This window comes from Rhodanobacteraceae bacterium, assembly GCA_024234055.1.
GTDB lineage: Bacteria > Pseudomonadota > Gammaproteobacteria > Xanthomonadales > SZUA-5 > JADKFD01.
Genome location: JACKOW010000001.1, coordinates 443,882 through 470,640, shown reverse-complemented (window position 1 = coordinate 470,640; position 26,759 = coordinate 443,882). Strand labels below are relative to the sequence as shown.

General features: G+C 64.3%; 13 protein-coding genes. 7 read left to right on the top strand and 6 right to left on the bottom strand.

Annotated elements, in window-relative coordinates; all coding sequences use genetic code 11:
• Positions 1-2 precede the first annotated feature (2 nt).
• From H7A19_01905 to H7A19_01885, 5 genes are all read left to right on the top strand, one after another.
• On the top strand, positions 3-2,387 hold the full coding sequence (locus H7A19_01905) for a carboxypeptidase regulatory-like domain-containing protein (protein MCP5473576.1): 2,385 nt from the start codon (positions 3-5) through the stop codon (positions 2,385-2,387).
• A 125-nt stretch (positions 2,388-2,512) separates the two neighbouring features.
• Positions 2,513-4,438: a 1-deoxy-D-xylulose-5-phosphate synthase gene (gene dxs / locus H7A19_01900; GenBank protein ID MCP5473575.1), complete on the top strand. Its 1,926-nt coding sequence runs from the start codon at positions 2,513-2,515 to the stop codon at positions 4,436-4,438.
• Positions 4,439-4,830: 392 nt separating this feature from the next.
• The gene (locus H7A19_01895) at positions 4,831-7,692 is read left to right on the top strand and encodes an EAL domain-containing protein (protein ID MCP5473574.1); all 2,862 of its coding nucleotides are present in this window, start codon (positions 4,831-4,833) and stop codon (positions 7,690-7,692) included.
• 90 nt (positions 7,693-7,782) lie between these two features.
• Complete coding sequence (locus H7A19_01890; GenBank protein MCP5473573.1) at positions 7,783-11,844, top strand: DUF2339 domain-containing protein; 4,062 nt, start codon at positions 7,783-7,785, stop codon at positions 11,842-11,844.
• Positions 11,845-12,070: 226 nt separating this feature from the next.
• Positions 12,071-13,498, top strand: coding sequence for a DUF3999 family protein (locus H7A19_01885; GenBank protein ID MCP5473572.1), 1,428 nt, complete (start codon positions 12,071-12,073; stop codon positions 13,496-13,498).
• A 422-nt stretch (positions 13,499-13,920) separates the two neighbouring features.
• Here the strand turns inward: H7A19_01885 and H7A19_01880 are convergent, their stop codons facing one another.
• Both H7A19_01880 and prmC read right to left on the bottom strand, forming a co-directional pair.
• Positions 13,921-14,994 carry a hypothetical protein gene (locus tag H7A19_01880; protein ID MCP5473571.1) on the bottom strand — a complete coding sequence of 358 codons (1,074 nt, stop codon included), beginning with the start codon at positions 14,992-14,994 and terminating at the stop codon, positions 13,921-13,923.
• 151 nt (positions 14,995-15,145) lie between these two features.
• Entirely contained in the window at positions 15,146-16,075 is a 930-nt protein-coding gene (gene prmC, locus H7A19_01875; GenBank protein MCP5473570.1) for a peptide chain release factor N(5)-glutamine methyltransferase, read from the bottom strand.
• On the opposite strand from prmC, the gene H7A19_01870 reads away from it, so the two are divergent.
• On the top strand, positions 16,074-16,955 hold the full coding sequence (locus tag H7A19_01870; protein MCP5473569.1) for a S1/P1 nuclease: 882 nt from the start codon (positions 16,074-16,076) through the stop codon (positions 16,953-16,955). The two genes, prmC and H7A19_01870, sit on opposite strands and share 2 nt — an antisense overlap.
• 4 nt (positions 16,956-16,959) lie before the next feature.
• Here H7A19_01870 and tkt read toward each other — a convergent pair whose 3' ends face one another.
• The gene (tkt, locus tag H7A19_01865) at positions 16,960-18,963 is read right to left on the bottom strand and encodes a transketolase (protein ID MCP5473568.1); all 2,004 of its coding nucleotides are present in this window, start codon (positions 18,961-18,963) and stop codon (positions 16,960-16,962) included.
• A 334-nt stretch (positions 18,964-19,297) separates the two neighbouring features.
• Between tkt and H7A19_01860 the strand changes: the two genes are divergently transcribed.
• The gene (locus H7A19_01860) at positions 19,298-20,269 is read left to right on the top strand and encodes a GGDEF domain-containing protein (protein MCP5473567.1); all 972 of its coding nucleotides are present in this window, start codon (positions 19,298-19,300) and stop codon (positions 20,267-20,269) included.
• A 118-nt stretch (positions 20,270-20,387) separates the two neighbouring features.
• Here the strand turns inward: H7A19_01860 and H7A19_01855 are convergent, their stop codons facing one another.
• From H7A19_01855 to pilQ, 3 genes are all read right to left on the bottom strand, one after another.
• Positions 20,388-21,632 carry an EAL domain-containing protein gene (locus H7A19_01855; protein ID MCP5473566.1) on the bottom strand — a complete coding sequence of 415 codons (1,245 nt, stop codon included), beginning with the start codon at positions 21,630-21,632 and terminating at the stop codon, positions 20,388-20,390.
• A 130-nt stretch (positions 21,633-21,762) separates the two neighbouring features.
• Positions 21,763-24,465 (bottom strand): hypothetical protein, encoded by a 2,703-nt coding sequence (locus H7A19_01850; GenBank protein MCP5473565.1) that lies wholly within the window; start codon positions 24,463-24,465, stop codon positions 21,763-21,765.
• Positions 24,466-24,518: 53 nt separating this feature from the next.
• Positions 24,519-26,753 (bottom strand): type IV pilus secretin PilQ, encoded by a 2,235-nt coding sequence (gene pilQ / locus H7A19_01845; protein ID MCP5473564.1) that lies wholly within the window; start codon positions 26,751-26,753, stop codon positions 24,519-24,521.
• Positions 26,754-26,759: the final 6 nt, after the last annotated feature.

The window sequence follows — 26,759 nt, the reverse complement described above, 5'->3', positions numbered from 1 at the left end:
CCATGCGCCGATTTCTCTGCCTAGTCATCATCGCCCTGTGGGCCCAGACCAGTGCCTGGGCCGGCCCGGGGCCGAGTACCGATCTGCCAGCCGACTCCGGCCCCTGGGTGGTGCGCGCCTATTTCGACAGCAAGGCCCAGGTGAACGCGCTGGCGCGACGGGTGGAACCTTGGGAAGTGCATCACGACCAGGGCTACCTGGTGGTCGAAGTGCCCAATCGCTACGAATATTCCTTGTTGATTTCGGCCGGCTTCCGGGTCGCCATCGACGATGATCTGACCCAGATCGTGCGCCAGCCGCAGCGCAGTCTGCGCAGCGTTCCGGGTTACGCCTGCTATCGCACAGTCGAAGAGACCTTTGCCAGCCAGGATGCGCTGGTCGCAGCGCACCCCACACTGGCGACGGTCATCGACATCGGCGACTCCTGGGACAAGATCAACCATCCGGGCACCGGCTATGACTTGCGCGTGCTCAAGCTCAGCAATACGGCGGTGGAAGGACCCAAGCCGCGGGCCTTCATCATGGGCGCGATCCACGCCCGCGAGTACGCCACCGCCGAGACCCTGATGCGTTTCGCGGAAAGCCTGCTGGCGCGCTATGACAGCGATGCCGACGTTCACTGGATGCTCGACCATCACGAGTTGTACATCCTCACTCAGGCCAACCCCGACGGCCGCAAGAAAGCCGAACTCGGCATGGGTTGGCGCAAGAATCTCAACGAGAACTATTGTGGCGCTACCAGCTCTTCGCGCGGCGCCGATCTCAACCGCAACTTTCCCTTCGAGTGGGGTGCCCATGGCGGTTCCAGCGGCGCCGGCTGCGATGAAACCTATCGCGGAGCCAGTGCCGGATCCGAGCCGGAATCGACGGCGGTGATCAATTTCCTGCGCAGCATCTTTGCAGATGTGCGGCCGCCCGATCCCAATGTGGCGGCGCCCGATGACACCAGCGGCGTGTTCATGGATGTCCACAGCTATGGCCGGCTGGTGATGTGGCCGTGGGGATTCACCAACAATGTGGCGCCCAATGGCCCGGCCATGGCTGCCCTGGGTCGACGTCTGGCCTGGTTCAACAGCTACAACCCGCAACAGGCGGTGGAGCTTTACGTCACCGATGGCGGCACCAAGGACTTCGCCTACGGCGATCTGGGCATTCCGGGGATGAGCTACGAGATCGGCACTGCCTTCTTTCAGTCCTGTGCAAGCTTTGAAAGCCAGGAACTGGCCGATAATCTGGCCTCCCTGGAATACCTGCTGCGGACCGCGCGCCGACCCTATCTGGAGCCCTCGGGGCCGTCGATCTCCGGCCTGCTGACGGCGCCGGTCGAAGCGGGTGAGACCATCCGCTTGCTGGGCACGGCCGATGACGACGCCTTCCAGCAGGGCAACGGGATCGAGCCCACCCAGAACATCAGCGCAGTGGCCGTGTACCTGGATCAGCCACCCTGGCAGCCCGGGGCCACGCCGACCGCGTTCGGAACCGCGCTGAACGGCAGTTTCGGCAGCCCCACGGAAGCCTTTGTCGCCGAATTGCCGTCCACGGGACTCAGTCCGGGCCGATACACGCTCTACCTGCGCGGCAGTGACAGCGCGAGCACGGGACCGAGCTACGCCCGCTTCGTCGATGTGGTGGCAGCAGGCACCACCGGCAGGCTGGAAGGCAGCGTGCGCGATGCGGTCACCGCGCAGCCGTTGGCGGTTGCGGCGCAGCTGCAACTGGGCGAATTCGGCAGCACCAGTTCGCCAGCGGCGGCCGGCAGCTATGGTTTGCGGGCTCCGCCGGGCACCTATTCGATCACGGCGAGCGCGCCCGGGTACGCCAGCAAGACGTTCTCAGGCATCAGTCTGGCAGCCGGTCAGACGACGAATCAGGACCTGGCCCTGTTCCCGCTCTGCAACGTCTTCAGCGATGACGCCAGCGCCGGCCTAGGAAACTTCACGGCCCAATCGCCCTGGGGCCTGAACACCAATCTGTACGTCAGCGCACCGGCATCCTTCAGCGACTCTCCGGCCGGCAATTACGGCAACAACGTCAACACCTCGCTGACACTGGTGCCGCTGGATTTGCGTGGCGTCGCCGGCACCCGCCTCAAGTTCCAGTCCTGGTGTGATACCGAATCAGGCTTCGACTATGGCCGCGTGGACGTGTCCACCGACGGCAACAGTTGGTCGGAGATCTGGAGTTGCAACGGCAGCGCCACCTGGACTGCCGTGGATCTGGACCTGTCGATGCTGGACGACCAATCCAGCGCCCACATCCGATTCCGCCTCACCTCCGATTCCAATCTCACCCGAGATGGCTGGAGCATCGACAATCTTGTCATCGAGGGTAGCGGTAGCATCTGTGGCGGGACGCCCAACCTGATGTTCGCCAACGGATTTGAGTAAGCGCTGCAGGCAGGCTACGGAATAATGTGCGGCAGCCGCGGGCCGGTGGCGATCCAGCTGCCCGCTCACTGCCGCATTCTTTCTGGACGGGCGCCATGCGGCTGCCTGACAATTCCTGCCACCGCATGTCTGCGAGGTTTCAGAGTTTGTCCACCTACCCGCTGCTCTCGACCATCAACGATCCGAAGGATCTGCGGCGTTTGCCCCGTGAGAAGCTCGTCGCGGTCGCCGACGAACTGCGCGCCTTCGTGCTGGCGTCGGTCTCGGAGACGGGTGGGCATCTGTCGTCGAACCTCGGCACCGTGGAGCTGGCCATTGCGCTGCACTATGTCTTCGACACCCCGGACGACCGCCTGATCTGGGATGTGGGCCATCAGAGCTATCCGCACAAGATCCTGACCGGTCGCCGCGAAGCGATGTCCACGCTGCGCCAGCTGGGTGGCATCAGCGGCTTCCCGCGCCGCGAGGAAAGCCCCTACGACGCCTTTGGCACCGCCCATTCGAGCACCTCGATCTCGGCCGCCGCCGGCATGGCCCGCGCGGCTGTCATCAAGGGCGAGAAACGCCACGCGGTCGCGGTGATCGGCGACGGCGCGATGACTGCCGGCATGGCTTTCGAAGCCATGAACAATGCCGGCATCGAAAAGGACCTGCCGCTGATCGTCATCCTCAACGACAACGACATGTCGATCTCACCGCCAGTGGGTGCGCTGAACCGCTATCTGGCACGGCTGATGAGTGGCCAGTTCTACGCCCACACCAAGAAGGGCATCGGCCGGGTGCTGTCGATGGCGCCGCCGGTGCTGGAGCTGGCGCGGCGCTTCGAGGAACACGCCAAGGGCATGGTGGTGCCAGCGACCATGTTCGAGGAATTCGGTTTCAACTACATCGGTCCCATCGACGGCCATGATCTGGACTCCCTGGTACCGACGCTGCGCAACATCATCGCCCGCATCGATGAGGGCGATGGCCCGCAGTTCCTGCACGTGGTCACCCGCAAGGGACAAGGCTACAAGCTGGCCGAGGCCGACCCGGTGCTCTACCACGGCCCCGGACGCTTCAATCCGGTCGAGGGCATACGCCCCGCCAAGCCCGGCAAGCAGACCTACACCCAGGTCTTCGGCGAATGGTTGTGCGATATGGCAGCCGCCGATCCGCGCCTGGTCGGGATCACCCCAGCCATGCGCGAGGGCTCGGGCATGGTCGAGTTCGAACAGCGCTTCAAGGCGCGCTATTTCGACGTCGGCATTGCTGAACAACATGCGGTGACCTTTGCCGGCGGCCTGGCCTGCGAGGGCATGAAGCCGGTGGTGGCGATCTATTCCACCTTCCTCCAGCGCGGCTATGACCAGCTGATCCATGACGTGGCCCTGCAGAATCTGCCGGTCACCTTCGCGCTGGATCGCGCCGGCATTGTCGGCGCCGACGGCCCCACCCACTGTGGCGCCTATGACCTCGCCTATTTGCGCTGCATCCCGAACATGGCCGTGCTGACGCCGGCGGATGAGAACGAATGCAGGCAGCTGTTGTCGACTGCCTTCGCCCATGACGGTCCGGCTGCAGTGCGCTATCCGCGAGGCAGTGGTCCCGGTGTGGAGGTCAAGCGCACTCTCGACAAACTGCCTTTCGGCAAGGGCGAATGGCGACGGCGCAGTCAGGCCGTGGCCGGTCAGCGCATTGCCCTGCTGGTCTTCGGCTCGCCCCTGTACGCGGCGCTGGTGGCGGCGGAGCGGGTCGACGCCAGCGTGGCCAACATGCGCTTCGTCAAACCGCTGGATGAAGAGCTGCTGCTGGACCTGGCGCGCAGCCACGATGCCATCGTGACCGTGGAAGAAGGCTGCATCATGGGCGGCGCCGGCACCGCCTGCCTGGAAGCGCTGGCGGCCCACGGTCTGGCATTGCCGGCGCTGCAACTGGGACTGCCGGACGAGTTCATCGAGCATGGTGATCCGGCGCGACTGCTGGCGCTCAACGGTCTGGATGCCGACGGCATCACCACGGCGATCCGCAACCGATTCCCCCAGGGTCGCAGCGTGCGCGCCGCGGCCTGACAGGTCGGGATTGCGCACGCGACTCTCCATGAACCCATATCGCAAATTGTTGATTTGATGTGTTCAATTGCCGGAGCCCCCTTGCGGCGCGACCGCTGCGGCAGACCTGCGGCTTGCCGGTCGCGACGCGAGGTCGCTCCTGCAGGCGGGTTTGTGGTTCATGGCCCGTGCGCAGTGTCGGGGCGAAACAGGTGGCTCTCCATCTACCCATATCGCAAGTTGATGATGCGTCATTGCGAGGAGCGCAGCGACGAAGCAATCCAGGGTAGCGCCGCACGCCCCTGGATTGGCCAGGACCGGGCACGCATTCACCAGGCACATGCAAGCGATCGCTTTACGACGGAACGGGCTGCTGTTGCACCATCAGCCGCTGCTTTGGCTACACTGCACACATGTCCGCATCGGCCCACCAGTTGTCGGCGTTGGAGCACCTGACCGAAGTCTTCGCCGGCACGGAGACGGTGGCGGTGATCAGCCGGCTGTCTGATGGATTGATCGTAGCGCTGAGTCCAGGGGTGGAATCGCTGTTCGGTGCGCCGCGATCGCGGATGCTCGGGCGAACCGCCTTGGAACTGGGATTCTGGCCAGGCACCGAGCAGCGAGACAGTCTGCTCAATCTGCTCCGCGAGCGTGGCCTGGCCGTCGGCGAGGCGGTGGCCATCCAGACTCCCCCGGGCCGAAACTACGACGGCCTCATGACCTGCTCGCTGATCACCGTCGACGATGAGCGCTACATCTTCTCATTGATTCAGGACATTCACGCGCACGGCTCCGAAGCTCAGGCGCAAGTTCGTCAGGCCGCCAGTTTCCGCACGCTGATCATGGAATCGCAAGTGGGCGTGTATCGCCGGCTGATGGACCCACCTCGGATCATCGAGGCCAACCCGGCGCTGGCCAAGATGCTCGGTCATGCAACGCCTGAGGAGTTGCTGGCCGCCAGCGTTGGAGCGCCCGCCTTTGACTATGTCGATGGGGACCACGCGCAGGCAGTCGCCACGCGCCTGGAGAAAACCGGTCGCATCACCGATCTGCGTGCAGAATTGCGCCGCAAGGACGGCAGCAGCCTTTGGGTCAGTGAGAGTGCAACAGCGCTTCGCGGCTCCGATGGCAGCATATTGCAGGTTGATGGCACGGTCGTCGACATCACCGTGCAGGTACGCGCCGAGCAGGCGCTGTCGCAATCCGAGGCGCTGTACCGCAATCTGGTCGAGAATTCTCGTGACGGCGTGTTCCTGATGCAGCACGGCCGTGTGCTTTTCGCAAACGACGCGCTGGGCGACATTCTCGGCTATCGCAGCGAGGAGATGATCGGCGCCAGCTACTTTGACTGGGTCGCCCCGGAAGACCTTGCAGCACAAGCCGCGCGCAAGGATGCCCGCGAATCAGGCTCTCGCGAGACCCAGGAATACGAGATCCATCTGCTGCGCCGCGATGGCTCCCGGTGCCTGTGTGCCGTGCGCGCCGGTGCCGTGAATTTCCGCGGCGAACCGGCATCGATAGGCACTCTGCGCGATGTCACCGAGGCACGGGCCCAACAGGCCCGATTGCAAGCCGCGGAAGAACGCTACCGACTGCTGTTCCAGCACGCCGTACTGGGGATGTTCCAGAGCACGCTCGCGGGCGATCTGATCGAGGTCAACGATGCCATGGCGCGGATGTTCGGCTATGCGTCGCCCACTGCGATGCGCGCGGAGGCGCCGAGTATCCACCGCCGCTACGCCAGTCCCGAGATGCGCGATCGCGCGGTGAAGGCGATATTGCGCGACGGCCAGATACTGGGCTGGGAATTCGAGATGCTGCGCCGCAACGGCGAGCATTTCTGGGTGCTTTCCAGTGCCCGGATCGTTCGTCACCACGCCGATGATCCGGGTCACCTGGAAGGCAGTTTACTGGACATCAGCGCCCGCCGCGCGGCCGAACAGGAACTCAAGTTCCTGGCCCATCACGACAGCCTGACTGGTCTGTCGAATCGGCGCAGCTTCGAGCTGCAGCTGGTGGCTGCGCTGGAGCGACTGCGGCTCCAGGACGACGGCCCTTACGGCGTGCTCCTGCTCGATCTCGATCGCTTCAAGGTGGTCAACGACAGCCTCGGTCACGCCGCCGGCGACGAATTGCTGGTGCAGTTCAGCGAACGCCTGCGCTCGGCGATGGACGGGCGCACGCTGGTGGCCCGCTACGGTGGCGACGAATTTGCCTTGCTCTGTCGGACTGCGCTCGACCAGAGTTCGGCAACAGCGCTTGCAGAACGGGTGCAGAGCGTGGCCCGCACACCGTTCCAGGTGCGCGGCCATCAGGTGTTCAGTGCTGCTTCCATCGGCATCGTCCTGGTCAATCACGCCGACCAGAATCCCGAAAGCATCCTGCGCGATGCCGATACCGCCATGTTCCGTGCCAAATCGCTGGGCTCCGGCTATGCCTTGTTCGACCAACAGATGCATGCCGCGGCCCGCGAGCGCCTGGCGCTGGAAACGGATCTGCGTTTTGCCGTCAATCGCGGTGAACTGGTGCCCTATTTCCAGCCCATGTGGAGTTTGCGCAAACAATGCGTGGTCGGGGTCGAAGCCCTGGTGCGCTGGCAGCATCCACTGCGCGGCGTGCTGGCGCCGCCTGAGTTTCTGGACATGGCCGAGGAAACCGGATTGCTCTCGGCCATAGACCTGCAGATGCTGGAGATGTCGCTGCGGCAGCTGCGTAGTTGGCAGAGCACCTTCGGTGAGCGCGCACCAAGCCGGCTCAGTGTCAATGTTTCCGATCGCTTGTTCGCCTCCCTGAGCTTCCCCACCGAACTGCAGCAACTGCTGGAAGCCAGCGGGGCCGATCCGGCGCACCTCCAGCTGGAGATCACCGAAACCGTGTTCCGGGGCGCGCCAGACCGATTGCGCGGCACCCTGGCGGCGCTGAAATCGTTGGGCGTGGGCCTGGTGGTCGACGATTTCGGCACCGGCTATTCCTCGCTGGTGTCGTTCTCGGAAGCAGCATTCGACGGTCTGAAGATCGACCGCGGCTTTGTTCATGACCTGGAGCACAACCAGCGCCACCGCGCCATCGTCCGTACCATCACCCAGTTCGCCCGCGATCTGGACCTGAGCCTGGTCGCCGAAGGCGTAGAGAACGAGAGCCAGGCCAATCTGCTGGCCCAGTTGGGCTGCGATCTGGTGCAAGGCTATCTGTATGCGCCGCCGCTGGCGGCACCGGTCATGACCGACTGGTTTCGCGATCCCAGCCCAAGGCGGGGCACTGCTACCTCTGTCTGAAGGCGCGCAGCAACTGCGTCGACGGTAGTCACCGGGAGCTGGTTGCTGCTGCTAGCATGATCGTTCACAAGGGTTTCGCATCGGCATCCCATGGAATTGCTCGGCCTGTTGGCGGTCCTGCTGTTGCTGTACCTGCTGATTGCGCCAGGCCTGGCCTGGGCGATAGCCAACCGCGCCAGCGCCCGCGCCGCGCAGGCGGAAAAACTGGCCGAGAGCCAGGCCACGGAGCTGCGTCGCCTGTCAGAACAACTGGGCGATCTGCGCAAGCAACATCTGCTGCTGCAGGCGCGGGTGAAGGCTGCGGGAGCCACGGCGGCCGAGGCTGAGGTCGAGCCGGAAGCAGCTGCGCCCCCGATACCCACGGTGCCTGATCGCGACCTCGCCCAGGCGGCACGTACTCCACAGACGCCCCAGCGCAGCGCCCCGGGGGAGTTCCGGTTTGATCCGGATGAATTCTCCGTGCCGGCCCCGGCGAACGCCGCGCCGCCAGTCACACCTGCCGAGCCGGCACAAGCCAGCACCGCCGCGCCTGAGGCGCCGGCCGTCCCGGCCGACCGCACGCATCAGCGCTGGGATCTGCAGCCGATGGAGAGTCCGCCGGCCGAGGAGCCACCCGCACCGCCGCGCTCGGCCTGGACCGAAACGCCATCAGCAGAGGCGACGACGGCTGCGCCAGCGGACAAACCGCGAGTGTGGAAGCCCAAGCCGCCAGGGGTTGCCGCACCGCCACCAGCGCAAGAGCAGCCAAGGTCGTCGCCACCGCGCAGCCCGCGCCCGCCGAGGAACGTCGATACCCCGATCTCTCTGTGGCTGCGCCAGGCCAGAGGCTGGCTGTTCGGCGGCAATCTGGTGGCCAAGATCGGCCTGATGATCCTGTTCATCGGCGTGGCCTTCCTGCTGCGCCTCGCCTCCAGTTATGTCACCGTGCCGATCGAGCTGCGACTGGCGGGCATCGCCGCAGGCGCCATCGCCCTGCTCGGCTGGGGCTGGCATATCCGCAGCACCAGGCCGGGAATTGCCCTGCCCACCCAGGGCGCGGCCCTGGCGACGCTGATGCTGGTCACCTTCGGCGCCTTCAAGATCTACCATCTGCTGCCCTCCGGACCGACCTTCGGCCTGCTGCTGGTGCTGGTGGCCTTCACCTGCATTCTGGCAGTGCTGCAGAACGCGCTGTGGCTGGCGGTGTTCGGTATCGTCGGCGGGTTTGCGGTGCCGATCCTGACCTCCAGCGGCGGCGGCAGCCACGTTGCCCTGTTCAGCTACTACGCGTTGCTGAACGCCGGCATCCTGGCCATCGCCTGGCAACGCTCCTGGCGCTCGCTGAATCTGCTCGGCTTCCTGTTCACCTTCATCATCGGCACCGCCTGGGGCGTACAGCGCTACGAGCCTGAGCACTACGCCAGCGCCCAGTTCTTCCTGATTCTGTTCGTGTTGTTCTACGTGGCCATCGCCGTGCTCTACGCCTGGCGCCAGTCCACACAACTCAAGCTCTATGTCGATGCCACGCTGGTCTTCGGCGTGCCCACCGTGGCCATGGCGCTGCAATATGGTCTGGTCAAGGACATGGAGTTCGGCAGCGCGCTGTCGGCGCTCTGCTTCGGCCTGTTGTATGCGGCACTGGCATCGACGCTGTGGCGCTGGCGCCGGGGCCATCTGCGCCTGCTGGTGGAGTGCTTCTTTGCGCTGGCGATGGTCTTCGGCACGCTCGCGATTCCGCTGGCCTTTGATGGACGCTGGACCTCCGCCGCCTGGGCGCTGGAAGGTGCCGGCGTGATCTGGGTCGGCTTGAAGCAGCGCCAGCAACTGGTCTGGCGCTTCGGCATGCTCGTGCAGTTCCTGAGCTGGGCGGCCTTCATCCGCGCCCTGACCGGGCTCGATCCGATCCAGGCGCTGGCCGATCACATCAGTCTGGGCTTCATCCTGCTCGGTGCCACGGGTGTGTTTCTGGCCTTGGTCTTCCGCAGCCACGGCGCTCAGGCGACGGATGATGAACACAGCGTGCGCACGCGCTTTGGCGCCTATGCCAGCGCCTTCATCAGCATCGCCGTGGTCTGGCTGCTGGCTGGCCTGTGGGTGGAAGTCTGGCTGCGCGTGCATGGCGTGCATCGCGCCAGCCTGTTCGTTCTGACCGCCATTGCCCTGGTCTTCGGCTTGCAGTGGCTGGGCAAGCGCGCCGTATGGCGGGTACCGAACCTGCTCGCCGGCGCGGTAACCGCGGTGGCCGGGCTGACCTTCCTGTCGCTGATGGCCCGCTACATGGAGTGGCGCAACATCGGCGCCTACGCCGAAACCAGCTTTGGCGCGGTGCTGGCCAACAGCGCCCTGCTGGGCGGCGCGCTGCTCGGCGGCGGTGCGCTGGTGTCGGCCTTTGCCTTCAAACGTCAGGTGCGGGAACTGGAGGCCGAGGTGCTGGACGCCAGCAGCGCCCTGCGCGCTACCTCCCTGTGGTTCCTGTTGGCCCTGTTCTGGTGGTGCGGATTCGGATTGCATGGTGCAGCCCATGCACTGGCCTGGCTGACCACGCCCGCCGCTGGCGAAACGGCACTCTGGTATCGCATTCCCTTCTGGGCCGGCTACAGCGTGGGTCTGGCGTTGTCGGCCTGGGGCGCGATGGCGCTGGCTCAGCGCCATGCTTTCCCGCAACGCGACAGCGTGCTGCGCCTGATCTGGCCCACCCTCACCGCTGCCGCGCTGTGGGCCTTCATGATTCAGGTGTCACCGAGTCTGCCGATCGAGCACCTGCTCGATTTCTCATGGGCGAGTGACTTGCCCGGAGACGGTGGGCTGGCCGACGTGCTGAAGGCCTGGCTGGGCGGACCGCTGCTCGGTACGCTGATCTTCATGGCCCTGTGCTGGATCGCCTTGCGGCGCGTGCGCGACGAGCGCCGTCATCCAAACCTGAGTCCAGCGCAACGCAGCAGCGCGATCGCCATCTGGCTGATCGGGCTGACCTTGGCCGTTCAGCTCCTGCTGGTGGACGGATTGGCCGTGGCCAGCACCCAGGCCTTGTCCGCGCTGGGCGCCAGCAGCCAGCATCCCCTGGCCTGGCTGAGCTACGCCGATCTGCGTCTGTTGTGGACCTGCGCCGCAGCGCTGCTGGCGCTGCAGCTGATGCTGAGTACCGGTTTCAGCGCATTGCGCTGGCTCGCCGCCCCGGCCGCCGCAATGCAGGCACTGGCCAGTCTGGCCGTACTCGCCGGGCTCTATCAGCGCGCCCAGCTGCCGACGCTCGGTACCGTGGCAGCGCTGCTGCTGACCTGGGCGGCCATCGCCGTCAGCGCACGCCTGTGGCAGCGCACTCAGCCCCTCGGGGAACGCACGCTCAAGTGGCTGCATTTTGGTCGGGTCATTGCCCCCTGGCTGATGCTGCCGCCGACGGTGTCGCTGAATCTGATGCCCTGGCTGGCCGCGCCCGCGGCTGATGTGAGCCTGGAAGACGCCGAATGGGTGGTCGCCGGCATGTGGCCCGACTACCTGGCGGCCTGGGTATCGCTGGGCGTGCTGTTCGTGGGGCTGCGGCAGGTGCGCACTCTGGGCTGGCCCCTGCGTCCGCTCGGCTCATGGTACGGCGAGGTGGTCATTCCGATCGCTGCCTTCTGGGCCACGCTGCTGGCGATCTACTGGAATCTGCGTCAGGACGGCAGCATGCAGCCCCTGCCCTACCTGCCCGTCCTCAATCCGCTGGATCTGACCACCGGCTTCGTCGCCCTGCTGTGGGCCGATCTGTGGCGCATGTACCGCCATCAGATTGACGACGAGCGCCGCCGCGACATCACCCGCACTGCAATGGCACTGGCCTTCGGCTGGCTCAATCTGATGCTGCTACGCACGGCGGCGCAATATCTGGGCCTGCCCTATCGCTTCGACCCGCTGTACCAGTCGCAGTTCGTCCAGGCCATGCTGTCGCTGGTGTGGACGCTGTGTGCTTTCGGATTGATGCGCTTCGCCGTACGCAAGCTGTCCAAGCCCTTGTGGATGGTCGGCGCCGTACTGCTCGGCGTGGTCGTCGGCAAGCTGTTCCTGATCGACCTGCGCAACGTCGGCAGCGTCGCCCGGATCGTCTCCTTCATGGGCGTGGGCGGCTTGATGCTGCTGATCGGCTATCTGGCGCCGCTGCCGCGAGAAGCCGCGAAGGATGCCGATGACCCTTGATCAACCATTCCTAGCCCGGCTCGCCCCTGGCGGTGCGCTTGTTCGCGCATCAAACAGGGGGCGGGGGGCAGGGGGCAGGGGACCCACGTCGCGGCACGGTCAGATCATGCGTCGAGGTTGAGCCCCTCCCCCTGCCCCCTGCCCCTTGCCCCTTTTTTGGTTGGATACATCAATGGGTCACGACATGTTTGGTGAGACCGGAGTGCATGAACTACGGAGATTTCCGATGAGAGCGCTGAGCTGGCTTGCACTGTTCCTGCCTGTGCTGGCGTCCGCCCAGCCGCTGCCCGTGCATGCGCCGACGCCGGACGAGTTCGCGCTGCGCTTGCCACTCGCGGTCAGCGGCGACAACGGCGTGGTCCAGTTGCAGCTGCCGTTGACGGTGTACCAATACTCACGCAGTCCGGAACTGGCCGACCTGCGGGTCTACAACGGGGCCGGACAACTGCTGCCGTACGCGCTCTATCGGCCCAGCTACCGCACACGCACGCAGGCGCGCGAATCCGGCACCCGTCTGTTCCCGATCTACCAGAACGCGCCCATCAGCGGCGGCAACGGCGATCTGCAACTGGAGCTGCGGACTGGCGCCGATGGCGCGGTGGTCTCGGTGACCAGCAAGGCCGGTGTCGTCGCCAGCGGCGCGAAGCTGAGCGCGCTGATCGTCGACCTGGGTGCCAGCGAGCGCGGAGAGGTGCTGGAGAGCCTGCGCTTCGAGCTGCCGGAATCGGCCCCGGATTATCGCGCCCGCCTCGCCATCGAGCGCAGCGATGATCTGAAGCTCTGGGACGGCATTGCCAATGGCAGTGTCGACTGGATCAGTTCGGTGGATGCCTCACAGCGGCTGATCAGCGACGGCATCGACGTGCCTGTGGGTAACGGCCGCTATCTGAAGCTGCGATGGACCGACGGCGAACCCATCAATTTCGCTGCCATCCGCGCCCGTTGGCGCAGTTCCACGATCACCCTGGACCCGACGCTGGAGCTTGAGATCGAAGGCATACCCGCCAAGGTCGAGGGCGATTTCAGCTACGCCGCCAGCCCGGCCATCGTCGCCACCGCGCTCGGCCTGGTGCTACCTGAGCCCAACACCGTGCTGCCGGTGTCGATCGGCTTCTACCGCGACCAGGGGCAGCGGCAGCCGCGCTGGTGGCTGCAGACCCGGGTGGAGAGCACCTTCTACCGTCTCAATCAGAACGGACGCGAGCGCCGATCCGGGCGCATCAGCATCGCCCCGATGTCCGGCCCGGAGTGGATCCTGCGCCCACATACCCCCGGACACGCCGCACCGAAGCTGGTGCTGGAATGGCAGCCGCAGACGCTGGTGTTCAACGCGCAGGGCCAGGACTTCCTGTTGGCGGTGGGCGCCGCACCCGAGATCCATCGCCGATGGAGCGGAGGCCCATCGCCGATGGCGCAGGTCGCCCCCGGCTACAACGCCACCGAAATCGAGCAACTGGAGCGCGCCAGGCCTGGCCCGCCGATGACCGCCGCGCTGGTCCTGGAAGCACCCGCCAGCGACGGCCAGGAGGCGCTCAATCCGACACGCTGGCGACGTTTCCTCCTCTGGAGCGTGCTCGGTTTCGGGGTGATCCTGCTCGGTTTCATGAGCTGGCGGCTGTATGGGCAACTGAATGCCGCTGACAAGGAAGACTGAGGCCGGGGACCAAGTCGGGCAAAGGCGTCATTGCGAGCCACCTGGGTTGGCCTGAAACTGCCCACGGCCCATGAACCCGCCGTCGTAGGTCATGTTGTCCGCGTCAGCGGACTACGTGACATCCATTTGCGTCACGTAGCTCGCTACGCGAGCAACGTGACCTACAAGGGCAAATCAACAACTTGGGATATGGGTTCATGGAGAGCCACCTGGGTTGGCTGTGCTGGCTTTGGCAGGTCCAGACTTGTCTGGACCTTCAACAACCCCTGGCGCTGAGCACATCGCAAGTCGTTGTGAGGGAGCACGGCTCCGGCGCGCGGCGGATCGGGATGTGCACCAGGATCGCTCGCGCCGGCGGCCGCGACCTGGGCTGCCGGGCGCCGCGAGGTCGCCAGCCGAATCGAACGCGCGCCCCTGCCCCTCTACTGCAAATGCAGTTGCCAATAGCCCGGTCGATCGTCCCCGCCTGCACAGGAATAGAAAGCAATGGAGAAGTGTCCGTCAGGCCCGCAGCCAGACCGCGCCGCACAGGCCTGATCGAATCGCTGGCGCACCTCGGCCAGGGGAATGCCGGTCGCACAACCGAAGGACGGCGGCGAGTCGTAGGGATAGAGCCAGGTCGTGGCGCTGCCCCAGGCGTCGTATTCGATGGAGGCGTAGGCGAAGGAAAATCCCGGCACCGGCCCGGCGACCACGAGGTTGAGCTTGTCATCGTCGATCTGCAGTCCGGCGATTCGAGCCTTGATCGCCGCCGGCAATGCTTGATCCAGAAAGTCGAAAGCCTCGGTGCTCGCGGCGGCCCAGCGGCGCCGCGGATACTCCTGCGCCACAGTGGGCAGGGGCGCGTTCGACGCGCCCAGTTCGGCCTGTCCGGCGAGCAGGCTGTCGCTGGTCGACAAGCGCGCAAATGCCGGCGCATCGGCCGGTTCGGTCTGGATCTGCCAGCCCTGGTCGTTTCGGCGGATGATCCTGCTGACGATCGTGTCGTCGTCAGGCTTGCGCAGCAGTTCGATACTCGCGACCGGCATCGGCAGCGTCCGCAGCAGCCTGTTCATTTCGCCCGATAGATCAGGAGCACTGCGTTCGCGATCGTCTGCTTCCACAGCCAGCAGCTGTTTCAGTGGATGCTCAATGCGCGTCTGGTTCAGACCCTGATCCGAGCAACTCACGCGCAGCAGGCTGTCCACGCTGGCGCCCTCGTAGACATAGACATCCAGGCGATCCGGGCTGATCGCCAGCGCCTGCGGGGGATGGTAGTAGCTGAAGCCTGCGTCCGCGGCGTTGAGGCAATGCCTCAGAATCTGCTGCCAGTCGCCGCTGGCGAAGACCGCCTGGAAGGGCTGGAGATAGGCTTGCTCGGCCGCCTCCTGTGCCGCCTGAGCCGCCTGAGCGGCAATGTTTGCTTCCTCATGCTCTCGTTCCACGATCGGCGCGACGATCATCGCGATGAGGGTCATCACGCCTACGACGAAGCCCAGCTTGAGGAGGTCACGCATGGCTAATTCCTGATCGGGTTCATCGACGGGTGCCTGCGCGGCCGCTGTTGATCTGCCGTCTGCAAAAGGTGGCGCTGCAGTGCGGCGCCCTCCAGAGCAAGGATCGAATTGCCATCGCCGGGCGATAGATGCTGGACCTCCTCGCAAGGCTTCACGGCACTCGTCCCCCGCTCACCCGCTCGTGGCCGGCCAGATCACGTTCGCTGCTCACCTCGACATAGCCCTGGTCCAACAGGGCCTCGCGCACGGCCGGCGCCTGCGTCCAACCGTGCTCCAGCAGCAGCCAGCCACCGGTGCGCAGTACGCCTTTGGCCTCGCGTATCAGCGTCAGCAGATCACCGAGTCCCGATTCCGGTGCCCGCAGTGCCGCTTCAGGTTCGCCGCTGGCGATCAATGCCGGCAGGTGCGGATCAGCAGCATCCAGATAGGGCGGGTTGGAGAGAATCAGGTCGACACTGCCCGCGCTCACTGCCTGCAACCAGTCGCCGCACCAGTAGCCGATTCGAGCCGCCAATCGGCGGGCGTTGGCCTGCGCCACTGCCAGCGCCGCAGGGCTGCGGTCTACGGCAATAACGCTGCTCCGCGCTCGCTCCAGCTGAAAACTGATTGCCAGCGCCCCCGAGCCGGTACCGGCATCAAGCACGATGCCGGCGCGCCCAATGGGCCATCGCGCCAAGCCGGCTTCGAGCAGTATCTCGGTGTCGGGGCGTGGAATCAGTACCGCAGGGTTGACCAGGAAGGGGCGACCATAGAACTCACGCTCACCGATCAGGTAGGCATGTGGCTCGCCAGCGCAGCGGCGCTGCCACAGCGCTCGAAATCGAGCTGCCTCGGCTGCCGTGACGGCATCGCCCAGTCGGGCATAGAGGCCGGCGCGGTTGCGACCGAGCACGTGGGCCAGCAGATATTCGGCATCGATGCTGTCGACATCAGCAGGCGCAGCTGCCTGAGCCTGACGCAAGAACTGCGACCAGGTGACCCGTTCCGTGCGCAAATCTCCTTCGTTCACCGGGATGTGCTCATTCTGTCCATCGTCTGACGATATGCTCCCCCCTCCGCTCGGCAGATGCCATCTCCACATGCGAAAAACCTGGACCCTGATGCTGCTCGGCTTGATGCTGGCAGGCGCGGCCGCCAAGGCATATGCGTGGGGCCGGGACGGTCACCGCATCGTCGGCGAACTGGCGCAGGCCAAGCTCAATGCAAGAGCCAGTGCCGCGGTGGCCGAACTGCTGCAGGGCGAGCCCGATCCGACGCTTGCGGGCGTATCGATCTGGGCCGACGAGGTGCGCGACTCAGTACCCGAATATCGCTGGACCGTGCCGCTGCACTGGGTCAACTTCACGCCCGGCGACTGCCACTACGACGGCGACCGGCTGTGCTCCGAGGGTCTGTGCGTGGTCGCGGCCATCCAGCGCTTCAGCCAGGAACTGGTCGACCCCGAACTGCCGCGCGAGCGCCGGCGCGATGCGCTCAAGTTCATCGTCCATTTCGTCGGTGATGTGCACCAGCCGCTGCACGCGGGATTCGCCGCCGACAGGGGCGGCAACGACTTCCAGATCAGCATCCGGCGCGAGGGCTGGAATCTGCATTCGGTGTGGGACTCACTGCTGATCGAAAGCCTCAAGCTGGACTGGCGCCAGTATCGGGCGCGGGTGGCCGCAAAGCCGCTGTGGCGGGTTTCGCGATCGCAGCTGCCGGCAGCCAGCCCCGGAACCTGGGCAGAAGAATCCTGCCGCATCGTCCAGGCGGATGATTTCTACCCGCCCAAACACAAGATCAGTTCCCGCTATCTGCATGCCAAACGGCCGTTGGCAGATCAACGCCTGAAACTGGCCGGGGCACGCTTGGCAGCCTTGCTCAACCGCCTGCTGGGCGAGGACCCGCAGAAGCGCCACTCAGGGGCGACCGGGCAGGTGCATGCGAACGAGTTCGCACCTGCCCGATCCGGCGCGCCCTGAACCATCAGCCGTTCAGCAGATCCCGCCCGGTCTGGATCACGCGCTCCAGGCCGAAGCCGAAATGCGCGTACAGCACCTTGTCCGGGGCCGAGGCCCCAAAGCTCTGCATGCCGATCACGGCACCATCCAGACCGACATATTTGCGCCAATAGTCACCGATGGCCGCTTCGACGGCCACGCGTCTGCGGCTGGCCTTGGGCAGCACGGTTTCGCGATAGGCCGCGGGCTGTGCATCGAACACCTCGGCGCAGGGCATGGAGACCACGCGAATGGCAAAACCCTCGCCCGCCAACGCATGTGCGGCCTGCACCGCCAGATCCAGCTCCGATCCGGTGCCGATGAAGATCAGATCGATCTTGCCGGGCATGGTATCGAGCAGCACATAGCCACCGCGGGCAATGGCCGCAATCTGTTCCGCTGTGCGCGGCTGAGCCTTCAGATTCTGGCGTGAGAAGGCCAGGCAGCTCGGTCCATCGCGACGTTCGATCGCGCATTTCCAGGCCACGGCCGATTCCACCGCATCGGCGGGGCGCCAGACCCGGTTGTTGGGGATGTAGCGCAGGCTTGCCAGGTGCTCGATCGGTTGGTGGGTGGGGCCATCTTCACCCAGGCCAATGGAATCGTGCGTGTAGACATGGACCACGCGGGCACCCATCAGCGCGCTCATGCGCACGGCGTTGCGGGCGTAGTCGGAAAACACCAGGAAGGTGGCGGTGAAAGGCAGGATGCCACCGTGCAAGGCCATGCCATTGGCAATGGCGCTCATACCGAATTCGCGCACGCCGAAATAGACGTAATTGCCACCATCCTCGGCCGTCTGCACATCGCTGCTGGCCTTGACGATGGAGTAGTTGGAGTGCGCCAGATCGGCCGATCCGCCGATCAACTCCGGCAACACCGGCACCAGCACTTCCAGGGCGCGCTGGCTGGCCTTGCGCGAGGCGATGCTGCTGGCATCGCGGTCGAAGTCGGCAATCAAGGCATCAATGGTCGGCGCAAACTCGGCTGGCAGCTCGCCGGCCAGACGGCGGTCCAGTTCTGCCGCCAGCTCCGGAAATTGTTCCTGGTAGCGAGCGTGCAGGCTTTCCCAGTCACGCTGCCAGCCAGCGCCGGCCACACGAGCGTCAAAGGCACTGTAGATCTCTTCCGGAATCTGGAAGGGCTCGTGGTGCCAGCCCAGCTGTGCGCGGGCGGCAGCCACTTCATCGCGCCCCAGCGGTGCGCCGTGGCTGGATTCGGAACCTTGCTTGGCCGGTGAACCGAAGCCGATCACGGTCTTGCAACAAATCAGGGTCGGCTTGTCCGGATCGGCGGCGGCGGTGACCAGAGCTGCCTTGATGGCCTCGGCATTGTGCCCGTCGATATCGGGAATGACCTCCCAGCCATAGGATTCGAAGCGCTTGGGGGTGTCGTCGGTGAACCAACCCTGGACCTTGCCGTCAATGGAAATGCCGTTGTCGTCATAGATGACAATCAGCTTGCCCAGCTTCAGCGTTCCGGCCAAAGAGGCGACTTCGTGGGAGATGCCCTCCATCAGGCAGCCATCACCCAGGAACACGTAGGTGTAGTGATCGACGAGCTCGAAGCCAGGTCGATTGAAGCGCTTGGCCAGGATCTTCTCCGCCAAGGCCATGCCTACAGCGTTGGCCAGACCCTGCCCGAGGGGACCGGTCGTGGTTTCAACACCCGGGGTCTCGTGCACTTCGGGATGGCCTGGTGTCTTCGAGTGCAACTGACGAAAGCGCTTCAGTTCCTCGATCGGCAAGTCGTATCCGGACAGATGCAGCAGCGCGTAATGCAGCATCGAGCCATGACCGTTGCTGAGCACAAATCGGTCGCGGTTGAACCAGTGTGGATCGCTGGGGTTGTGGCGCAGGAAGTCGTTCCACAACACTTCGGCGATATCCGCCATTCCCATTGGCATGCCGGGATGTCCGGAATTGGCTTGCTGGACGGCATCCATTGCCAATGCGCGGATGGCATTGGCCAGATTGCGGCGGCTGGACATTGGGGGTGCTCCCGGCGGGCAAAGAGGCGGAGGATTCTGCCGCAATGCGCCGCGTCTGTCCCGGCCCGAACTGAAATGCCGGGCATTGGTCAGCACTGCTGGGCTTTGGGCCTGCGACGTTTGGGTAGCCGCTGCCGGGATTCGCCGGGACATTGGTCACAAAGCTCGACTTTGACGCTTGTGGGCTCACGCCCCTGCCGTAGAATGCCTCTGCCTCGAAAGTACTTGAATAATGCTGGTCAACCTCTTGAGCGTGCTTGAGAAGAATGCCGACGCAGTTTGGCTATGCGGGCTTCTGCTTGCGCTTGGTTTCGGCCGCAATCGATATGCGCTGGTGCTTGCCGCACTGAGCGTGCCCATGTACGCGCCGTCCAGCACAGCGGGCCTCAGCCTCGCCAGCGCCGGTCTGGTGCTGCTCATCGTCGTATTGCCAGAACCACCTCTGCGATCGCTGCGAAGTCTGGGTCTGGTTCTGGCTGCAGCGGGGTTGAGCACCCTTCCGGCGTCCATGCCGCGAGTTTCCCAGGTGCTCGACGAGTGGGCTGGCTGGGTGTCAGCCGCGCCGCTCGGTCTGGCTGCCTGGGCGCTTGGGGCGGCTGCGGCATGGGCGCTGTTGCGCTGGTTGCGTCGGGGATGGCCGCTGGATCTGCATCTGTCTCTGGCCTTGGTGCCGGCGATGGTGGCGCTGTCGCCGGCGCCACCGCTGTCCATGCGGGCCTGGTTGGCGGCTTTCGCCGGCGCCATCGTCATTGCCGTACTCTACGGTGCCTACCGCATGGCCTTCATCGATGCGCTGACGGGCCTGCCCAACCGCCGGGCCCTGGACGAGCGCCTGTCGCGCAGTACCGGGCGTATGGCGGTGGCCATGGTCGACATCGATTTCTTCAAGCGCTTCAACGACCGTTACGGCCATGAGGCCGGCGATCGCGTCCTCAAGTCTGTGGCCGGGCAGTTGCGACGCTGCGCTGGCGGTTCGGCCTACCGCTATGGCGGCGAGGAGTTCGCCATCGTCTTCGATGGCCGTCGAGTTGAGCACGCGGGCGAAGCGCTGGAAGACGTGCGTACCGCGGTGGAAAGTCTGCGCGTGCGCTTGCGCAAGGACGCATCCAGAACACGCGCCCAGGCCGTGCGGCGGGGCCAGACGGCGGGTGAGGTCGGAGTCACCATCAGCATAGGCCTGGCGGAACGTGACCCTGAGCGACGCACCTGCAGCGCCGTGGTCGATGCAGCGGACAAGGCGCTGTATCGCTCCAAGCAGCGTGGCCGCAACCGACTGACCCTGGCCGGTGCGGCGCGGATGAACTGATCACTCCGTCGCGCGCCGCGGACTTCCGTCTGGTGGATCGAAAGAGCTTCGCTACCACGCCAGGATGGCGGCCCCGATCTCAGATACGGCATTTTCTCGGTAACCGGCAAACTGCGGGCTAAGCGCGCGCCCCGCGCCGGCCATGCCCAGGCTGGGCGGATTGCAGTTCCAGCAGCAGAGGGTTGACGTGCAGAGGATCCAGGACCGCCGGATCCTGCGGCTTCCCGATCAACCATCCCTGCAAATAGCGCACGCCCTGGCTCTTCAACGCGCGCGCCTGTTCGATGGTCTCCACGCCTTCCGCCACCATCTCGGCGCCCATGCCGTGCAGCATGGTCACGATTCCCCGCACCAGCGCGGCGGCCTTGAGATCACCCGGCAAGGGTCTCACGAAGCTCTGATCGAGCTTGATGGTGTCGAACTCGAGCCGGTGCAGATGGCCCAGGCCCGAATGACCGGTACCGAAGTCATCCAGCGACACGCCAATTCCATGCCAGCGGCAGCGCGCGATCAAAGCCTGCACTCGCTCATAGTCCAGTGCCAGGCTTTCGGTGATCTCTGCCTTCAGTCGAACAGGATCCAGGCCCGAATCCCTCGCGGTGCTGGCCAGCAGGTCGGCGAAGTCCGGCACCAGCGACTGCCGTGCGGAAATGTTCACCGCAACCCATGGACGGAAATCCGAATTCAGGCGCTGGTCCAGTTCGGCCAGCAATGCACAAGAGCGCATCAGCGCGTAGTGCCCAACGGGCACAATCAGGGAGGTTTCCTCGGCCAGCGCGATGAACTCGTTGGGTGAAACCGGCCCTCGAACGGGATGATCCCATCGAACCAGGGCTTCAAAGCCCGCGATCCTGCTCTCGTGAAGGTCGAAGATGGGCTGGAACACGACCCGCAACTGGTCACCGTCCAATGCCTCCAGCAGCTCTCTTTCCAGTCTGATCTTGTCGGCAACCCGCCGCTTCTGGTCGACCACGGCCAGGTCATCACTCTCCGGCTCGTCCAGCACACCCACCCGCGCGGCACGCAATCCCCGCCGGTATCGCGACAGCAGGCCGATCAACAATCCACGCAGCACGGGATCGGCCTCGTCGAGGCGCTCACGCAACTGATCCGCGCGAATTTCAGTGACCGACACTTCGGTGATGGCGTCGGCACTGGCGCTGCGCGGCGCGCGGTCGATCACTGCCATCTCACCCAGAATCTCGCCTGCGCCCAGGTAGCTCAGCGTGAGCCGCTTGCTGCCCTGAGTAGCCCAGACCTCGATTCGGCCTGTTTCAATGAGGTAGGCCACATCCGGCACGTCACCCTCGGTGAAGATGCGTTCACCGGGCGCAAATACTCGTTTGGCGCTGGCCGAGCTCATGTGCGGATACCGAACTGCCTAAGCAAACTAGGATAACGGAGTGAACGTTGCGCGGCAGGTACAAGGGCCGGCGCGTTGACACAAAAAAGGGGCCTTTCGGCCCCTTTTTCGTCTGCTCAGGCTTGGTGATTTAGCCGCAAAGCGGTGAGAAGAAGATCGAACACAGGTTCACACCCTGCATCGTTACGGTGGTGCTGGGCGAGCCGCCAGCAGCTGTGAACACACACTGGCCGCTGGCCGCTCCCTGGGCCTGGTCCAGATTGATCGCCGTGATCCGGGCCGTGGTCTCGCCATTGGCATTGGTGATCCCCGGCGGTTGTGGCAGCTGGATCTGAGCGCCTCCTTCAGCGGTACAAACACCCGTGATCAACACGCCCGGAATCGGCTGGCCATTGCCGTTGATCAGGCGCAGGTTCACCGGTCCGCCGTTGCCGCCGAAGAAGGACGAGGGGAAGGCCTGCAGGATCGACACGGTGGGTGGAACCACATTGACCACCTTGGAATCACCAACTCCGAAGAAGGTGATCGAAGGCGCCTGCACCTGATTGGCCACGCCTGCGGTCGTGACGCTGGCCGTTGTACAGCCGCTGGGTCCGGTCAATGCCGACAGCACACCGCTGTTGGATTGGCCATCAACGGTGGTGGTCGAGGAGGCGTTGGCGACATTGAAGCCGATCGGCACACCCTGAATCGGAGCACCGAGAGCGTCTGCCACGCAGACCGTGACCGTAGTGGTCAGGTTGGCCGGGATCTGCGCAGGCGATGCCACCAGCGATCCAGGTGCAGCACCGGGGAACAGCACCAGTTCCGCATCCGTCACCAGCTCCGTGCTGCCCTGCACCAGTTCACCGGCACCGCGAGCCCAGATGGCCGCCAGACGCCCCAACTGATTCACGGGGTAGTTCATCGTCGTGGTAGCCACGCCAATGTCGTTGGTCGGCACGTTCGGAGTGATGTTGGCCACGGTGGCACGACCGATCACATAGGGCAGTACCGGCCCACTGTTGACGACCACACCGGTGTCATTGTTGAAGTTGAAGCGCTGGGTCACGTTCAGGCTGCCGGCGCTGTTGATGCGCTCGATTCTTCGCGCACTTTCCAGATCGCGGTTGGCGTTGGACTGTTCGCCAAACACCAGCAGCGTGTCGCCAGGTCCGGCGCCGCCGCCCGCTGAGGTGAACGCCCCACCGGGTGCCGTGAACAGCGTGCCACCTTCCTGAGGATCGCCGTCACCGCCGCTGATCAGGAAGTTGCCCGGACCCGACGTCGGGAACCCGGCCACCGGCGCGTCAATCAGACCGAAGTCGATCGGCGTATTCGGCAGCACCGGGTTGCCCTGCCGGTCGGTAGCCAGCACGCTGATCGTCAGGCTGTAGGTGCCATTCGGGTCCGTCGGAATGGTGGTTGCTCCACCGACCGGCGCAACGCCGCCGGTCACCCGATTGACGCGCAGTGCGTTCACATCGGGAGAGGTGATCTTCAGCGAGAACAACTTGCCGTCGGAGATGATGACCGTCTCGTCGCGAGTGACCGGCGAGGTGATGCCATTGTCGACGTTGTTGTCCGCTGCGTCAGCCGAGACCCGGATCAGGAAAGTACCCTGACGGTTGCCCGAAACGAGCGTCGCGCCGGCGATACCCTGTTGCGTACCCACCTTGATCGACCGACCCTGTACGTTCTGACCCGCGGCGTTGACGCCGCGGAAAACCTCACCGCCGTTGGCGCCCTGATCGACAATCTCGAACTGCACATTGTTGAACGTCGCCGTGGTCGGCGGATCCGGAACCAGGGCCGCGGCGCCGTCGGTCACTCGGGCCTGCAGCAGCAGTGTGTTGTTGCCGCCCGAGCCCTGCACGTAAAGGCTGGTCGAAGGCCGGATCAGATCGATATTGGCTGGCAACTGCGGTGCCTGCGCCACGATCGTGAACTGCTGCTGTTTCGACAGATTGGCTCCGGTGTCAGGATCCTGTGCTGTCACGGTCAGTGTGAACGGGCCTGGCTGCGTGGCCTGTCCGGTGATGTTGTACGAGTGCACGAAGATGGTCTTCTTGCCCGCGACTACGTCGGCAGGACCGGCGCCGATCAGGACGAGGAATTCGTTCTCCTCGGTACTTGGATCATCCAGTTGCGAGAAGGCCGTGTTGGTGATCGGATTCAACGAGATCTGGATGGCACCCGCCGGCAGCAGCTGACCGCGGATATCACGGCGTGTGATCGTGACCTCGGTGACGAAGGGAGAACCCCAGAAGGGCTCGATTCCAAAGACATTGGCCGGCAGTACCGTGCGCTCCGGAGCAATCTCGATACGCTCGAACGGGGGCGGCCCCTGGGTCACGGTGAACGGAATTTCCAGGGCGAGCGTGCGCCCAGGTTGATCGGGATCAGGCGTGGATGCCGTGACCACAACTGTACCGGGGTCGAGCTGCGAATGGAGGAAAAAGGTCGCCAGGCCGCCGGTCGTTTCCGTGAAAATAACGCCGAAATACGTCGCAAACTCATTGACGTCGGTGGTCTCGGGATCGTCCAGGATGGATAACGCCAACGAGCGCACATTGTTGGTACTCAGATTCACGACCGTACCGTCTGCTGCGGGCAGGCCGTTTGACCTCAACACCCGCACATTCAGCTGTACCCAGTAGGGTGAGTTGGTCTCGGGTGGGATCTGACTTCGGTTTGACGGCAGCGAGGTCAATCCACCGACGATGTCGTATCGCATCGAGCCTGACGAGGGTGGCGTGAAACCACCGCCTCCGTTGCCGGATCCACCGCCGCCGCAACCTGCCAACAGCGTGGTTGCAAATCCGACGGCCAATAATTTCTTCCAAGCGCTCATCGTCGCTCTCCTGATACTCATCTTGATAATCCGTTGGCTTTTAATGTCCGATCTCACTTGGAGTCGACGAGAATCCTGGGCGTAACAAAAATCAGCAGTTCCACCTTGTTGTTCTGCCGGTCCTTGTTTCGGAACAGATTACCGATACCTGGCAAGTCCCCCAAAACCGGAACCTTGGTGAGTGAATCGTTCCGTGTGATTTCGTAGATGCCACCGAGCACGACGGTCTGACCATTATCGACCAAAGCACCGGTTTGCACATCGCGTGTATCGATCACCGGAACTGGTCCCTGTGGCGTATCCAGGAAGCTCGCGATATTGTCCTTCTTAACCTTGAGGGCAAGGAAGACTCTGCCGTCGGCCGTGATTCGCGGCGTGACGTTCAGTTCAAGAACAACCTTCTTGAAGGTCGTTGTAACGGTTGACTGGCCGGTGCTCGAAACGCTGAGCTGGTTGAACGCGACCTCCTGACCCTGCGTGATCACAGCCTCCTGTTGGTCGGCGGTGATGACTTTGGGGCTGGAAATAAGCTCACCTCGGTTCTCGCTTTCCAGTGCGGAAAGTTCGAGATCCAGCAGATAGTCCGCGCCAAGTATCGTCGTTGCGAAGGATCCCGCCCCGGCGGATGCAACGGGCAAGTTGAAGTTGAGCCGGTTGAGCGCGCTGGGTGCGATCACGCCGTTGCCGCTGGCTTCACCAAGACCCACCGGCAGTGCGCTGGACGAACCGCTGAGACGGTTCGCCAGACCAACCCCCACCATCTGATCAGTGGCTCCAAGGCTGCCACCAATGGTGATCAGATTGCCGTCACCGTCTTCATTGGCGCCGGTGATGCCAAAGCGCGCACCCAGCTGTTTGCGGAAGCCTTCCTGGGCAATCACGATACGCGATTCGATCAGCACCTGACGTACCGGCTTGTCGAGGATGGAGACCAGCGTACGCACTTTCTCGACGCGTTCCGGGATGTCGGTCACGATCAGGGTGTTGGTGCGCTCGTCGAAACTCACGGAACCACGCGGCGAAAGAACCCCTCGCGATTGGCCCGTCGGTTGCGTTGTTCCGCCTGCGCCCTGCGACTGCAGCGTGTCCGTGGTCATCAACTTGGCCAGATCCTCGGCCTTGCCATAGCTGATCGGGATGTAGTCGACGATGACCTCAGCACGATCCTCCATGGCGATGCGTGCGTCTTCGAGTGCCTGCTCGCGCTCCGCAATTTCCTTGGTCGGCGCGACCCAGATCACCGAGCCGTTGCGGCGCTTGTCCAACCCTTTTGCCTGGAGAATGATGTCGAGAGCCTGATCCCAAGGCACATTGACCAGGCGGAGCGTCACATTGCCCTGCACGGAGTCGGCCACGACGATATTCAGTTCCGAGACGTCCGCAACCAACTGCAGCACCGATCGAACGGGTATGTCCTGGAAATTGAAAGTGACGCGATTTCCGCTGTATACGGGCGGGTCCGTAGCCAGGCGCTTTTTCGGTTCGACCCGTTTTGGCGAAATCTCGACGACATATTCAGAACCGGCCTGATAGGCAAGCTTGTCATAGTCGGCACTGGTTGCAAAAGTCATCCGGGTGCCGGCGCCCTGAACCTTGGCGTCGATCGATTCGACCGGCGTGGCGAAGTCGACCACGTCCAGACGTTTCTGGAATTTCGCCGGTAAGGCGACATTGGGCAGATCAAGGACCAGACGTCCGCCTTCCTCTCGCAGATTGGCATTGGCGCCATCGCCCGAGAAGCCGAGGATCAGCCTCCCCTCTCCCGCCTTTCCGCGCCGAAAGTCGATCGAGCTGAGCTCGACCGCATTGCTTGCGACGACGGATTTGGCCGGATCGGTCGGCGCCTTGCTGGCCACGACATCAGCGAACCCGTTCTGAACGCGGACAACGAGGACTTTGCCCTCGCGTCGCGATTCATAGGGCGCCGAGCGGAACAGATCAATGACCACGCGCGTGCGACCACCGGCCTCAACGGCAGTGACGGCCTTCGCAGCGCCAGTGGCGATGGACAGCATCCTCGCCTCGAACTGGTTGCTGGTGTCGGCAAGGTCAATCGCAATGCGCGGCGGATCGCTGGTGGCGAAAATCTTCGGGTCCGCGCTGCCGCTTTCCAGTTCCAGCGCCACGTCGACAACGCCGCCAGGCAGCGGCTGGAAACTGACGTTCTTGAGCACGTCAGCGGCGCTTGCGACACCTGCCGTGGACAAAAGTCCCAGTGCCACAACGGCCAATCCGGCTGCCTTCCGGAACTGTTGCTGGAGCTTCGGCCCGAAATAACTTCCGAGCATGCGCGA

Excerpts from the sequence above, each read along its gene's own strand:
- tkt (MCP5473568.1), bottom strand. The coding sequence starts at position 18,963 with ATGTCCAGCCGCCGCAATCTGGCCAATGCCATCCGCGCATTGGCAATG.
- H7A19_01885 (MCP5473572.1), top strand. The coding sequence starts at position 12,071 with ATGAGAGCGCTGAGCTGGCTTGCACTGTTCCTGCCTGTGCTGGCGTCC.
- H7A19_01870 (MCP5473569.1), top strand. The coding sequence starts at position 16,074 with ATGCGAAAAACCTGGACCCTGATGCTGCTCGGCTTGATGCTGGCAGGC.
- dxs (MCP5473575.1), top strand. The coding sequence starts at position 2,513 with ATGTCTGCGAGGTTTCAGAGTTTGTCCACCTACCCGCTGCTCTCGACC.
- H7A19_01855 (MCP5473566.1), bottom strand. The coding sequence starts at position 21,632 with ATGAGCTCGGCCAGCGCCAAACGAGTATTTGCGCCCGGTGAACGCATC.
- H7A19_01905 (MCP5473576.1), top strand. The coding sequence starts at position 3 with ATGCGCCGATTTCTCTGCCTAGTCATCATCGCCCTGTGGGCCCAGACC.
- H7A19_01850 (MCP5473565.1), bottom strand. The coding sequence starts at position 24,465 with ATGAGCGCTTGGAAGAAATTATTGGCCGTCGGATTTGCAACCACGCTG.
- H7A19_01895 (MCP5473574.1), top strand. The coding sequence starts at position 4,831 with ATGTCCGCATCGGCCCACCAGTTGTCGGCGTTGGAGCACCTGACCGAA.
- H7A19_01890 (MCP5473573.1), top strand. The coding sequence starts at position 7,783 with ATGGAATTGCTCGGCCTGTTGGCGGTCCTGCTGTTGCTGTACCTGCTG.
- prmC (MCP5473570.1), bottom strand. The coding sequence starts at position 16,075 with ATGTGGAGATGGCATCTGCCGAGCGGAGGGGGGAGCATATCGTCAGAC.
- pilQ (MCP5473564.1), bottom strand. The coding sequence starts at position 26,753 with ATGCTCGGAAGTTATTTCGGGCCGAAGCTCCAGCAACAGTTCCGGAAG.
- H7A19_01880 (MCP5473571.1), bottom strand. The coding sequence starts at position 14,994 with ATGCGTGACCTCCTCAAGCTGGGCTTCGTCGTAGGCGTGATGACCCTC.